The sequence below is a fragment of the Aestuariibaculum sp. M13 genome, assembly GCF_024723255.1.
In the GTDB taxonomy this organism is placed as follows: domain Bacteria; phylum Bacteroidota; class Bacteroidia; order Flavobacteriales; family Flavobacteriaceae; genus Aestuariibaculum; species Aestuariibaculum lutulentum.
Genome location: NZ_JANIAC010000005.1, coordinates 357,618 through 371,174 on the forward strand (window position 1 = coordinate 357,618; position 13,557 = coordinate 371,174).

General features: G+C 33.8%; 10 protein-coding genes and 2 tRNA genes. 7 read left to right on the forward strand and 5 right to left on the reverse strand.

The genetic code is table 11. The features are described from left to right. The first annotated feature begins 67 nt into the window (after positions 1–67). Together gyrA and NO995_RS17015 are read left to right on the forward strand one after the other, a co-directional pair. Positions 68–2,638: a DNA gyrase subunit A gene (gene gyrA, locus NO995_RS17010; protein WP_240573090.1), complete on the forward strand. Its 2,571-nt coding sequence runs from the start codon at positions 68–70 to the stop codon at positions 2,636–2,638. Positions 2,639–2,649: 11 nt separating this feature from the next. Beyond that, positions 2,650–3,897, forward strand: a complete 1,248-nt coding sequence (locus tag NO995_RS17015) for a tetratricopeptide repeat protein (protein WP_240573089.1) — start codon at positions 2,650–2,652, stop codon at positions 3,895–3,897. A 50-nt stretch (positions 3,898–3,947) separates the two neighbouring features. Here the strand turns inward: NO995_RS17015 and NO995_RS17020 are convergent, their stop codons facing one another. Both NO995_RS17020 and NO995_RS17025 read right to left on the reverse strand, forming a co-directional pair. Next, complete coding sequence (locus NO995_RS17020) at positions 3,948–4,697, reverse strand: C40 family peptidase (RefSeq protein WP_258228536.1); 750 nt, start codon at positions 4,695–4,697, stop codon at positions 3,948–3,950. 5 nt (positions 4,698–4,702) lie between these two features. Further along, entirely contained in the window at positions 4,703–5,881 is a 1,179-nt protein-coding gene (locus NO995_RS17025) for an acetyl-CoA C-acyltransferase (RefSeq protein ID WP_258228537.1), read from the reverse strand. A gap of 125 nt (positions 5,882–6,006) precedes the next feature. Between NO995_RS17025 and NO995_RS17030 the strand changes: the two genes are divergently transcribed. The 4 genes from NO995_RS17030 (at position 6,007) to NO995_RS17045 (ending at position 9,885) form a co-directional block, all read left to right on the forward strand. Next, positions 6,007–8,067, forward strand: coding sequence for an HD family phosphohydrolase (locus tag NO995_RS17030; protein WP_258228538.1), 2,061 nt, complete (start codon positions 6,007–6,009; stop codon positions 8,065–8,067). A gap of 105 nt (positions 8,068–8,172) precedes the next feature. Beyond that, positions 8,173–8,256, forward strand: a tRNA-Ser gene (locus tag NO995_RS17035). Positions 8,257–8,309: 53 nt separating this feature from the next. Then, positions 8,310–8,384, forward strand: a tRNA-Pro gene (locus NO995_RS17040). Between the two features lie 217 nt (positions 8,385–8,601). Then, positions 8,602–9,885 (forward strand): site-specific integrase, encoded by a 1,284-nt coding sequence (locus NO995_RS17045; RefSeq protein ID WP_258228539.1) that lies wholly within the window; start codon positions 8,602–8,604, stop codon positions 9,883–9,885. Positions 9,886–10,035: 150 nt separating this feature from the next. Here the strand turns inward: NO995_RS17045 and NO995_RS17050 are convergent, their stop codons facing one another. Genes NO995_RS17050 through NO995_RS17060 form a run of 3 tightly spaced genes read right to left on the reverse strand, consistent with a single transcriptional unit; the run spans position 10,036 to position 12,962 of the window. Further along, positions 10,036–10,293, reverse strand: a complete 258-nt coding sequence (locus NO995_RS17050; RefSeq protein ID WP_258228540.1) for a hypothetical protein — start codon at positions 10,291–10,293, stop codon at positions 10,036–10,038. Positions 10,294–10,302: 9 nt separating this feature from the next. Beyond that, positions 10,303–10,899: a hypothetical protein gene (locus NO995_RS17055; RefSeq protein ID WP_258228541.1), complete on the reverse strand. Its 597-nt coding sequence runs from the start codon at positions 10,897–10,899 to the stop codon at positions 10,303–10,305. Beyond that, positions 10,896–12,962, reverse strand: a complete 2,067-nt coding sequence (locus NO995_RS17060) for an ATP-binding protein (RefSeq protein ID WP_258228542.1) — start codon at positions 12,960–12,962, stop codon at positions 10,896–10,898. The genes NO995_RS17055 and NO995_RS17060 overlap by 4 nt, the downstream gene beginning before the upstream one ends. 333 nt (positions 12,963–13,295) lie before the next feature. Here NO995_RS17060 and NO995_RS17065 point away from each other — a divergent pair. Continuing rightward, positions 13,296–13,557 (forward strand): transposase (locus tag NO995_RS17065; RefSeq protein ID WP_258228011.1); only part of this gene is annotated, 262 nt, incomplete at its 3' end.

A 13,557-nucleotide genomic window follows, 5' to 3' on the forward strand; every position in this document is an offset into this window, starting at 1 on the left:
GGCCGTGATTGGCGAAATACTTATATTAGCGTGTTTTGAAAAACACATAAAACTTAATTAAATATTTATGGCAGAAGGAGAAAAATTGATCCCTATTAATATTGAAGATGAGATGAAATCGGCTTACATTGATTACTCAATGTCAGTCATTGTGTCACGTGCCTTACCAGATGTTAGAGACGGATTAAAACCGGTACACAGACGTGTATTGTTTGGTATGCATGAGCTTGGTGTTAAATCTAATACAGCATATAAAAAATCAGCTAGAATCGTAGGAGAGGTTTTGGGTAAGTATCACCCGCACGGTGATAGCTCTGTTTACGATACCATGGTGCGTATGGCTCAGGAATGGAGTTTACGTTATATGTTGGTAGACGGACAAGGGAACTTTGGATCTATAGATGGTGATAGTCCTGCAGCAATGCGTTATACCGAAGCACGTATGCGTAAGATATCTGAAGATATGTTAGCAGATATCGACAAAGAAACAGTAGATCATAAATTAAATTTCGACGATACATTACAGGAACCAACGGTTTTACCAACGCGTATTCCAGGACTTTTAGTTAACGGAGCATCTGGTATTGCTGTAGGTATGGCAACAAATATGCCACCTCACAACCTGTCTGAGGTTGTAGATGGAACCATTGCTTACATTAATGATAACAGCATTGAAGTTGATGAGTTAATGAAGCACATAAAAGCACCAGATTTCCCAACAGGAGGAACCATTTACGGTTATGATGGTGTTAAAGAAGCATTCCATACAGGACGTGGAAGAATAGTACTTCGTGGTAAAGCGAATATCGAGGAAGTTCAAGGTCGCGAATGTATTATTGTGACAGAGATTCCTTATCAGGTAAACAAAGCAGAAATGATTAAAAAAACTGCTGATCTGGTAAACGAGAAAAAGCTTGAAGGTATTTCAACCATTCGTGATGAGTCTGATAGAAACGGTATGCGTATTGTTTACGTACTTAAACGCGATGCGATTCCAAATATCGTTTTAAATAAATTATACAAATACACGGCGTTACAATCGTCTTTTAGCGTTAATAACATTGCGTTGGTAAAAGGACGTCCGGAATTATTAAACTTAAAAGATTTAATTTATCATTTCGTAGAGCACAGACATGAAGTAGTTGTAAGACGAACGCAATACGAATTGCGTAAAGCAGAAGAGCGTGCTCATATTTTAGAAGGTTTAATTATTGCTTCAGATAATATTGACGAAGTTATTGCTATCATCAGAGCATCTTCAAATGCAGATGAGGCGAGAGCAAGTTTAATAGAACGCTTCAAACTTTCTGAAATTCAAGCGAAAGCCATTGTTGAGATGCGTCTGCGTCAGTTAACAGGACTGGAGCAAGATAAATTACGTTCAGAATATGACGAATTACTTAAAACAATTGAAGACTTAAAAGATATCCTAGACAAGAAAGAACGTCGTATGGATATTATTAAAGAAGAACTTGAAGTTGTAAAAGAGAAATACGGAGACGAGCGTCGTTCAATTATCGAGTACGCTGGTGGTGATTTAAGTATCGAGGATATGATTGCAGATGAGCAAGTAGTCATTACTATTTCGCATGCTGGTTATATTAAACGTACATCGCTTAACGAATACAAAACTCAAAATAGAGGAGGTGTTGGGCAAAAAGCATCAACAACACGTAATGAAGATTTCTTAGAGCATTTATTTGTAGGAACGAACCACCAGTACATGTTATTCTTCACGCAAAAAGGAAAATGTTTCTGGATGCGCGTTTACGAAATTCCGGAAGGAAGTAAAACTTCTAAAGGGCGTGCCATTCAAAACCTTATCAATATCGAGCAGGACGACAAAGTTATGGCGTTCATCTGTACGCAGGATTTAAAGAATGAAGATTACATCAACAGTCATTATGTTATTATGGCGACTAAGAATGGTCAGGTTAAGAAAACATCTTTAGAACAATATTCTCGTCCGCGTACAAATGGTATCAATGCGATCACTATTAAGGAAGATGATGAATTACTAGAAGCACGTTTAACTACAGGAAACAGCCAGGTTATGCTTGCGCTGAAATCTGGTAAGGCTATTCGTTTCGAGGAAGCTAAAACACGTCCGATGGGTCGTAGTGCTTCAGGGGTTCGAGGTATTACTTTAGCTCATGAAGGAGACGAAGTAATTGGTATGGTAACCATTGAAAACCCACAGGAGGAATCGGTACTTGTAGTGTCTGAAAACGGATATGGTAAACGTACATATATTGATGATCCGGAAGATGGAGAACCAGTTTACAGAATTACAAACAGAGGTGGTAAAGGAGTTAAAACCATTTCTATTACAGAAAAAACAGGACAGCTTGTTGCTATTAAGAGCGTAACAGATAACGATGATTTAATGATTATCAATAAATCTGGAATAGCGATTCGATTAGAAGTTAGCAATCTGCGTGTTATGGGTAGAGCAACCCAAGGTGTTAAGCTTATTAATCTTAAAGGAAAAGATTCTATTGCTGCTGTTGCGAAAGTAATGCACGAAGAAGAGCAGGAAACCGAAGAAGGCGTTGTAGATGCTCAAAATGGTGAAGGTATAGAGGGTGGCACAACTCTTGATATCAACACAACTGAAGAGAATAACAATGATAATTAAATAAAACAAAAATGAAAAAACAGATTATTGTAGCTTTAGCGTTTTCGGTTAGTGCACTTTCATTTGCACAAAAGAAAGAATTGAAGGCAGCGGAAAAAGCTATTAAGGGAACTAATTATGCTGAAGCCAAATCTGCTCTTAAGCAGGTTGAAGCTTATATGCCTTTAGAGGATAAGTATAAAGCAGAATATTATTATTTATATGCTCAAACCCTTTATGCAGGAGGAGCAGGTTCTTTAAGCGATATTGATGAAGCTATAAAAAGCTTAGGAAACATTGATGGGGCTCTTTCAGCCGAAAGTACAGAATTAAAGCAACAAATGATTAATTCTTTACTAACTAAAGGAAATGAGTCTTACGAAGGTAACGACTATGCTAAAGCTTCTCAATACTTTGAGAAAGCTTACCGATTAAGTACAAAGGACACCTTGTTCTTATATTACGCAGCGGCTACAGCAATTAATGTTCAGGATTTCGACAGAGCTTTAAGTATCTATGAAGAATTAAGAGATTTAGGATATACAGGTATTAAAACAGAGTATTTCGCGACTAATGTTGAGACAAATAAAGAAGAAGTTTTCGAAAACAAAAACATGCGTGATATTTCGGTTAAAGCAAAATCTCATAGTAACCCAGGTGATCGTACTACAGAATCTAAAGAGCCAGAAATCGTAAAAAATATCGCTATTATTTATGTGAATAAAGGTGATAACGAAAAAGCGATTGAAGCTATGGCTGCAGCAAGAGCGCAAAGCCCTAACGATGTTAATTTGATTTTAACAGAAGCTAATGTTCACTACAAAATGGGGAACACTGAGAAATTTAAAGCGTTGTTAGAGCAAGCGACTAAAATGGATCCAGCTAACCCGGAGTTACAGTATAACTTAGGAGTTATTGCTTCAGAATCTGGAGAAACTGAACAAGCTAAAGGGTATTATGAAAAAACAATCGAGTTAGATCCTAATTACGTTAATGCATATATCAACCTTTCAGCTTTAGTATTATCAAAAGAAGAAGGTATTATTAAAGAAATGAATGGTTTAGGGAGCTCTAAAAAGGACGATTTACGTTATGATGAGTTAAGACAGCAACGTCAGGATCTTTACCGTGAAGCAGTGCCTTATTTAGAAAAAGCCTTGGCTATTGATAATCAAAACATCAACGCAGCTAAAACATTAATGAATATTTACAGTATTCTTGGTGAAACAGATAAGCATAAAGAAATGCAAGCTAAAGTAGCTGAATTAGAAGGAAACTAATTCATTCAGATACAAACACAAAAAAGCCGCAATTAAATTGCGGCTTTTTTTTATATAATCTTTTTAATGACCCTTAATTTATGGGTGTGCATGCGTTTGTCGACGTTGTAAATTCCCGTATGATCTAATCGGTCAATTCTAACCTTTCCGTGGGCATGAATAATGTAATTATCGCTCATAATTAATCCTACATGGGTAATAACACCTTCCTGATTATCAAAAAATGCTAAATCACCAGGTTCGCTTTCTTCAATAAAACTTAAAGGTTCGCCTTGTGTAGCCTGTTGCGAAGCGTCACGTAATAATTTATAGCCGTTAAGCTTGTAAACCATTTGTGTAAATCCGGAACAGTCTATTCCAAATGGTGTTTTTCCTCCCCATAAATACGGTGAGTTTAAGTATAGGAAAGCAGTTTCTATAAGGTTGTTTTTTGAAATTTTCCCAGAAACCGTATTGCCGTCATGAGTGTGATTTAATAGTGATAACCCATTTAATGATGATCCCAGTAAAATGGGGTGCAACTGGTGTTGCGGGTCTTCAATAAATTCAACTAAATCTATCGATAATCTTGGTGTTTCGCGTTGCAGGTGGTTATAAGCTTCAGCAGATATTTCTACATACTGTTTGCTATCAATCCAACCTTCATATTTATCGAAAGATAATCTTATTTTACTCCAGTTTTTGCGTTGTTCCAACACTTTAAAAAAGTCACCGTATAATACCTGAGAAACAAGTTCGCTGGCATCTGAAGGTTCTCTTCTTAAAGGGACAATGCTTAAATTACAAATTCCGTATTGCATTAAACTTAATTACGTTCTATAATAATTGCAGATGCGCCACCGCCACCGTTACAAATAGCAGCTGCGCCAATTTTAGCATCGTTTTGTTCTAAGACATTTAATAATGTAATAATGATTCTAACGCCCGAACATCCCAGTGGATGTCCTAAAGAAACGGCACCGCCATTGACGTTAACTTTAGAATCGTTAAGACCAAGAAGTTTCATGTTAGCTAAACCAACCACAGAAAATGCTTCGTTAAACTCAAAATAATCTACATCATCAATACTGATATTTGCCTTGCTCAGTGCTTTAGGAAGTGCTTTAGCAGGAGCAGTTGTAAACCATTCTGGCTCGTGAGCGGCATCGGCATAGCTTTTTATAGTAGCAAGAGGTGTTAATCCTAACTCCATAGCTTTGTCTTTACTCATTAAGATAACAGCGCCAGCGCCATCATTTATGGTTGAGGCATTTGCAGCTGTTACTGTTCCTTCTTTTGTGAATGCCGGACGTAGCTGTGGAATTTTATCCAGATTTACGTTGGTGTATTCTTCATCCTTTGAAACAATAAGCGCATCACCACGACGCTGAGGCACTTCAACAGGAACCACTTCGTTACCAAATTTTCCAGCCTCCCATGCTGCGGCAGAACGTTTATAAGATTGAATAGCGAAAGCATCTTGTTCTTCGCGTGTAAAGTTGTATTCAGTGGCACAAGCATCAGCACAAACACCCATTGCGTGTTCGTCGTAAGCGTCAACCAAACCATCTTTTTGCATGCCATCAACTAAAGTTGCAGGTCCGAATTTAGTACCTGTTCTTGCATGTAAATAATGCGGTATTAAACTCATGTTTTCCATACCACCGGCAACAACAATTTCGACATCACCAAGGGCGATGGCCTGAGCACCTTGCATTACAGCTTTCATACCACTTGCACATACTTTATTAACTGTTGTACAAGGTACAGTATTGGGGATTCCGGCATAAATAGCTGCCTGTCTGGCTGGTGCCTGACCCGTTCCTGCCTGTACCACATTACCCATTAGCACTTCATCTACCAACTCGGGTTTTAAACCAATTTTGTCTAAAGCGCCTTTTATGGCAATGGCACCTAATCGGGGTGCTGGAACTGTAGATAAAGCCCCTAAAAAGCTACCAATAGGGGTTCTGGCTGCAGAAACGATTACAACTTCTTTATTCATTATTTACTGTTTGTCTTATTACCTGCGAAATTAATCATTTTTTAGTAAATAGGGGAAGGATTCATTTATTATAAAAGTTATTGAAGTTTATAATTTTATTACATTTGATTTACTTATCACTTTAAATGAAAGACTTAATAAATAAACTCTACAAAAACCACTCCTTGATTTACAAAGGGTTACTGTTTTTGTGTACATCGTTTTTAATTGTTTATCTGTTTCCGAAAAGCGGAAAATTCAGATATAATTTTGAAAAAGGAAAACCCTGGCAGTCTGAAAATTTATATGCACCATTCGATTTTGCGATAAAAAAGACAGATGAAGAAATTGCTTTTGAAAAACAGAATATTATTGATAATTCGGTATTGTATTTTGATATTGATAATTCGGTTGAATCTAAAGTAAAAAACTTATACAAGGAGCAGTTTAAAAAAGTCTTTACAGATTCTTTGCCGGTAAAGGCATTTCAAACGGTTTATAATGCCGGAATAGATATCATTGACGAACTTTATAGTTATGGTATTCTTAATGAATCTTACGATTATGCCGACACCAGAATTATTACTTTATTAGCAGATCGTACAAAAAAGCAAGACGGTTTCTTTGGCGATTTAATTAAGCTGGATGCTGTTAGTCCCATTATTAGTAAAGTTTTAGAAAGCAGGGAGCTTCAAGCTTATAAAACGAATTTTACATCGCTGTTTTTTGATATTGTTGAACCGAACTTAACCTTCGATAAATCGTTTACCGATAAAGCTTTAGAGGAAGAGTTAGGGAAAATAGCTTATACACGAGGAAGTATAGAAAAAGAAACCTTGATTATTTCAAAAGGAGAAGTTATTGAGGGAGATAAGTATCAGGTTTTGAAATCACTTGAATCGGAATACGAGTCGCAAGTCTGGACCAAATCTAATTACAACTGGATTATTTTTGCATATACGCTACTTGTAGCTTTGGCGTTGTTGATGCTGTTGCTATTCTTAAGAAAATACCGTGTTGAAGTTTTTGAGAACAATAACAAAGTAACCTTTATTTTCTTTAATGTGTTCTTGATGGTGTTTATGACGACGCTTGTTGTAAATTACAATTCAGAGTTTGTATATGTGGTTCCTATCTGTATTTTACCACTTATTTTAAAAGCCTTTTTCGATGCTCGATTGGGTATGTTTACGCATGTTATTACTGTCTTACTTTTAGGTTTTATTGTTCCGAATAGTTATGAGTATACCTTTCTTCAAATTATAGCGGGTATCGTTACCATTTTAACGGTTTCAGAGCTTTATAAACGCGCTAACTTGTTTATTTCTGTAGGACAGATCACTTTGATTTATATCGTGGCTTATTTTGCCTTTTTCTTAATTCACGAAGGAAGCATTGAAACCATCAAGTGGGAAATGTTTAAATGGTTTCTTTTAGGTGGATTAGCTACTTTGTTTGTTCAGCCATTAATTTATGCTTACGAACGTATTTTTGGTCTGGTGTCAGACGTGTCGCTTTTAGAGCTGTCTGATACGAATTCTAAATTGCTAAAAGAGCTGTCCAATAAAGCACCGGGAACATTTCATCATTCTTTGAATGTAGCAAATTTGGCAGAAGTATCAGCAAACGAAATTCATGCCAACGCCATGCTGGTTAGGGTAGGAGCTTTATATCACGATATTGGTAAAATGAAAAATCCAACCTATTTCACCGAAAATCAATCGACAGGGATTAATCCGCATGATGAGTTGTCTCCAAAGGAAAGTGCTCGTATTATTATAGATCATGTGATTAATGGTATTGAAATAGCCAAGAAGAATAATTTGCCCGATCGCGTTATCGATTTTATACGTTCGCATCATGGAACGAATCTGGTTTATTATTTCTACATGAAAGAGAAAAAGGAATTCGAGGAAACAGGAAGAGAACCAGATTTGACTGATTTTAGTTATCCGGGACCAAAACCTTTCAGTAAGGAAACAGCCATTCTTATGATGTGTGATAGTATCGAGGCCGCTTCCAAAAGTTTAAAGGAACCAACCTCAACAAAAATTGATGCTTTTGTTGAAAACATCATAGATAAGCAGATTGAAGATGGCCAATTTTTAAATGCGGACATAACTTTTAAAGAAATTCAAAAAATAAAAAAAGTGCTAAAACGCAAGCTTGCAAATATTTACCATTTGAGAATCGAATATCCTGAATAATTTTCAAAAAAAAGTGCAAAAAATGTTTGTGAGAATCTCAAGTATCGCTTACATTTGCAACCGCAAAAACGAATAACTTTTGCGAAGTTCATAATTAAAAGTTTAGGAGAGGTGCCAGAGTGGTAATGGAGCAGATTGCTAATCTGTCGACGGGTAACTGTCGCCAGGGTTCGAGTCCCTGTCTCTCCGCAAATTAAATATTTCTTTTAAGAATACCGGTTAAAGAAATATAACATACACCTCGGGGTGTAGCGTAGCCCGGTTATCGCGCCTGCTTTGGGAGCAGGAGGTCGCAGGTTCGAATCCTGCCACCCCGACAAAATTGAAATATTGAAAACTAAATAAATATTAAATAAATGATTTTCAGGAGTTTAATATTTTTTAGTTTCAATTGAAATCATTTGAATTCAATGCTAAAGATGTCCTATAGGGTGTCCTATTTAATTCAAATGAATTTCGTAAATTGTCTTTCCTACGGGACTTTCCAGAGATTTGACTTTCACTTTAATCATTGTTTAACTAAAGTGAAATGTAATGAAAACCACAAAATCATTTAGTATTGGCTTTTGGCTGAAAAAGACAGCAATCAAAAGTGACGGACAAATTCCAATTTATGCACGTATTCGTGTGGATGGTGTTGGATCAGATATCAGTATTAAGCGTACAACCTTTGAATCTCATTGGTGTTCAGAATCCTCAAGACTTAATCCAAGGGTTAAAGGTGCGCAGAGTATAAACATGTATTTAGATGATGTTTATGCTGATTTAATGGATTGCCATAGACAACTGTACGGTGAAGGTCGCCCGATTACGTCTCAAAAAATTAAACTTCGTTATTTAGGAAAAGACAAAACCTTTGAAAAGTTATCGGACATTATAAGGTATCACAAAGAGGTTGAAGCTCCAAAACTATCTCAAGGCACCTTAAAAAACTATGGAGCAACAGAAAAGTATCTTAAGCGATTTATTGAGCATCAATATAAAACTTCAGATATTCAATTACAATTTATAGATTATCTCTTTATAGTAGATTTTGAAAACTACCTAAGAACATGTAAGCCACTTAGATCTTCACAGCCTTTAAATAATAATGGGGTAATGAAACATATGGAACGGTTTCAGAAGCTCGTAAACATTGCGGTTAAATTTGGATGTTTTACAGCAAACCCTTTTAATTTATACGGGTTAAAGTATGATGATTATGATAGTGCTTTTTTGGAAATAAAAGAACTGAATAAACTAAAAGTTGTTAAACTGAAGGAATCAGGATTGCTTCTTGTTAGAGATTTGTTTTTGTTTTCTTGCTATACAGGTTTAACCTATACCGAGGTTGAACTACTTAAAAAAGAAGATATAGTTGAGGGTGTTGATGGTGATTTATGGATAGATATTAAAAGAAAGAAAACTAAAACTACGGTTAAAGTGCCTTTATTACCCCAAGCCAACGAAATTTTAGAGCGTTATAGTCATTATCCAAACCAAGTTAACCAAAACAGGCTTTTACCGGTTATATCAAATCAAAAGGTTAATAAATATTTAAAAACCATTGCAACAGTCGTAGGAATTAATAAGCATTTAACCTTTCATGTAGCTAGGCATACTTTCGCTACAACAATTACTTTGCTTAATGATGTTCCTTTTGAAACGGTATCAAAACTTTTGGGTCATACTAAATTATCAACCACTCAAAAATATGCTAGGGTGATTGAAAAGAAAATAAGTAAAGATATGGGGAAATTAAAAGATGTACTAAAAAGGGAAGAAATTAAACAGAATCATTATATAGGATCAAATGTGGTTAGTTTAAGGATAGTTTAAGAGGTGTTTATAGCCTTCTAAGTAGACTGTCACAGGTTCGAATCCTGTCGCGATCACAAGTATTTAAAGGCTTCTCAAATATGGGGAGCCTTTCTTGTTTTTGATTTGCACAAAATTTATAAAATTAATGTTGATTTTCGAAGTTACTCTTTATTCATTGGTTTCATTCTCTTGATCGATAATGATCATTTCTACATCATGAATAAAAAATTTAGTTTTATAGGATTCCATTTTAATACCTCCATCATAATGAATTAAATTATAGTTTTTAATCATATTATTTGTCATAATTTGTATCTGTAATTCAATGGTTTCCTGATCTTTTTTGGAAGCTTTATTTTTTTCAATTGATTTAATTTTTAATGCATTTAAGTCTTCTTTTAATTTATTTAAATCTTCTGTTGTCATAGTTTTAGTTTATTTAATTGAAAAGTTTGCTTTTTCTCCTTTTAGAAATGATATTTTAAAATCTAAAATTTCATTATATCCTTTTTTATAGATTACTTTAACAGAATTTTCTATATCAGTGTAATTTTGCCTATTGATTTTATGCCAAAGAACTGCCACATGCCCTTCTTTATTTCTGAAAACTTTTGCTATTTTCAAACCTTTTTCAAAATCTGATTTGTTATCTGGAGTGATAATTTCAAAAATATTATCAATTAGGGAATTCAGTGAATAGGTGTCATGTGGGTTTAATTGATTTGAATCAATTATTGTTTTAAACTTTGTTGGTTTATTAGGGTTAAAAGGAGACTGTTTTTTTACTTTATTTATGCAGTAATTGTTTTTTAAAAATAGAGCTTTTAAGAGTAATTCTGTTCCAATACCAATGAATAACCTTTTTTGGATATTTCTTGCCATAAGTTTATAAGGTTCTTGAATAGAAATGTCTTTTGTTAAGATTTTAGCGGAATTTTCGAAATAGAAGTCGGCCATTAATTTAAATGTTCTCCAGTCCGATTTTTCAAAAACTTTGGAGTATTGGCTTTTTATTTCTTCTTCAATACTCATTTTTGTTGAGTTTTAATAGTTTTATACAAGTCAGCAATAAGTTTTGCATATTCACTTTTAATTTTACCATTATCAATATCTTCATCTAAAAACACCCTATTTTCTTTAATGTGATTGATTAATTTAGGTGTTATTAATATGTCTATAATTTCATCTTTAATATATTCAATTAGTTTAGTTCCAATTAATTTTACTTTATCTAATTTTTCAATAACAAAATCTACCTGCCTTTTGTTTTTAAATGGCGAGACTATAGAATGTGACGATAAATAAGGGAAATGCTCAAATCCACCTAAATATACATTTTTAACAGAGAGGATATTGCAATAAGGACTTATTGAATAAATATTTTGTCTGTTAGCTAAAGCATAACGATTGGATACTAGATGCTTTAATATCTGAGATCTAGTTTCGTCATCAACACTTACAGGTTCAATTTTATGCAATGTCTTTTTTGTTAAAATGTAAACTGTCCCCGAGTTATTTTTTTTATATATTTTACTTATTTCATAATTATAACGAAGGTATATGTCAAAGTATTGATTAGCCCAGACTATTGCATCTACATTTTCTTTTTCACAGTCTGTTTTTAGTGATTCATAAACTGTTTGTTTAATTTGGAAGTTACGTTCTTTAGAACCGCCAGAAGAATTTCCAGAAACAACAATTAATTTCTCTAGATTAAAAAAGTCTTTTGCATTGATTTCCTCATCCTTATTTGTTATAGATTCAATTAGTAATGTAGGTATTTTTAAATTATTCAGCAAGTTGTGTTTAATTTCTACATTAGGATTATCATTTATTATACATGACATTATGATATGAAAATAAACACAAGATTTTGAAGATTCATCCATTTTGTATTTTCCATAATTTTTCTCAAACAGATCTTTAATTTCTGTAATTACAATTGGAAATATATCGTACAACAATGTTGAATTCAATGAATTCTTTGTTTTGCTTATAAGTTTGTTTCTTGAGAGGCTTAAGATTTTATCTGATTTCGGGCTAAGTAAATTCCACATTAACCCAAAATAATTGGATTTGTAAAAACCGTAAGTATTATCCTTTACAGGTATATCCCTAACATAGTATAAGTTTTTGTAGTGAGGTTGTCGGTATTCTAAGTCAACAGATTCAAATGAACTAATAAAATTAAAAAATATTTCAGTTCCAATAAATCCAGATTCGTATACTATAAAGGGAAGCGAATTTTCTGTTTCATACGAGATTATTTTACTAGTTTGTTCAATGTTTATTTTTGAGTCAACAAGTGTTAAATCTTGTGTTGTAGATTTTTGTTTAACAGTTTTAATTAAGCCATCCTCAAGAAAGTTAATATTTAAGAATTCAATATTACTTAATTCGCTTAATAAGTAATCATGCATTTTGTAAAGGTATATACTTCCTTTATTGTCCGTATAGTAATCATATGAGTCTATTATTTCAAAAGAGAATGAATTTTTAAATATTTCGGCGAATCTTTCTTTATTTATTTTTAGGATTAATCTTGTTCCTTTTTTTATAAGAGGTTCTTTATCAAGGATGGAGCAGTAGTTCTGCTTTTTTGCAGATCTGAAAATTATTTCTTTAGGCGTCTCATTTTCTGCTTTGGTTTGAATAGTAAAACTATCTGTAAGTATGAATAATGATTGGAGGCCGATTCCAAAAGCTCCCGTTGGTTTTAGCCAAAAGGGCAAACTGTCCTTAATGTCAAGGAATGCTTTGTCAAGTTTTCTACTTTCTCCAACCTTTCTCGTCATTCGAATTAAATTTTCTTCAGATATTCCAGTTCCATTATCTTTACACGTAATAGTCAATAGGTTTGAATCATTTTCATCCCAGTCAACACTTAGTAAAATAGGATAGTTTCCGTAAATTTCTTGAGGGATATCATCAGGGAATTTAATATTTGGAATTACATCAAAGTCATCGCCTATATTTGGATATATATTTTTTAAATGGGGTCTTATAATGAAGTCATAGATTCCACTGCAAATGTCTTTCCATATTTGGATTTTTGTTGCGTCAATAGAATTTTGAACAATTTCTCTTATAAACACGAATTCGGCATCATCATATAAAGCTGCTCCCTCAAATATTTCAAATATTCTTTGATTAGATATTGTGAATTTTAAATCTAATAATTCTTGTTTTGGAAGCGACCCTTTGTATAATATTTGAATTTTTCCATTTAAAATAACGGGAGGTAAACCACCTAGTGCTTTTGGAACTATTAAAGCCCATTCTTTACTTTGTTTCTCAACTTCATCAATTAACCAATCAAACCATTGTCTTGCTGTTCTATAAACATCTTCATTTTTACAATGGACTTCCTATATTAGACTGGACATAAAGATGAGAGAAAATGTTAGTTAGTTTTTATCTTAGCAATTATGAGAAGAAAATCTAAACATTACACCTTAGAATTTAAACAAAAAGCAGTCGAGTTAAGTTATGCCAAAGGCAATGTAAAACAAGTATGTGAAGACTTGGATATATTTCCATCAGTACTTTACCGTTGGCGTAGGGAGTTAAAAGATTACGGTAACAACAGTTTCCCTGGCCGTGGTAATCCTAAAATGACCGATGAAGAAAAAGAGATATCTCGATTGAAAAAGGCATTAAAAGAAGCCGAGTTAGAACGAGACATCTTAA

Coding starts and splice junctions, on each gene's coding strand:
- gyrA (WP_240573090.1), top strand. CDS start 68: ATGGCAGAAGGAGAAAAATTGATCCCTATTAATATTGAAGATGAGATG.
- NO995_RS17015 (WP_240573089.1), top strand. CDS start 2,650: ATGAAAAAACAGATTATTGTAGCTTTAGCGTTTTCGGTTAGTGCACTT.
- NO995_RS17020 (WP_258228536.1), bottom strand. CDS start 4,697: ATGCAATACGGAATTTGTAATTTAAGCATTGTCCCTTTAAGAAGAGAA.
- NO995_RS17025 (WP_258228537.1), bottom strand. CDS start 5,881: ATGAATAAAGAAGTTGTAATCGTTTCTGCAGCCAGAACCCCTATTGGT.
- NO995_RS17030 (WP_258228538.1), top strand. CDS start 6,007: ATGAAAGACTTAATAAATAAACTCTACAAAAACCACTCCTTGATTTAC.
- NO995_RS17045 (WP_258228539.1), top strand. CDS start 8,602: ATGAAAACCACAAAATCATTTAGTATTGGCTTTTGGCTGAAAAAGACA.
- NO995_RS17050 (WP_258228540.1), bottom strand. CDS start 10,293: ATGACAACAGAAGATTTAAATAAATTAAAAGAAGACTTAAATGCATTA.
- NO995_RS17055 (WP_258228541.1), bottom strand. CDS start 10,899: ATGAGTATTGAAGAAGAAATAAAAAGCCAATACTCCAAAGTTTTTGAA.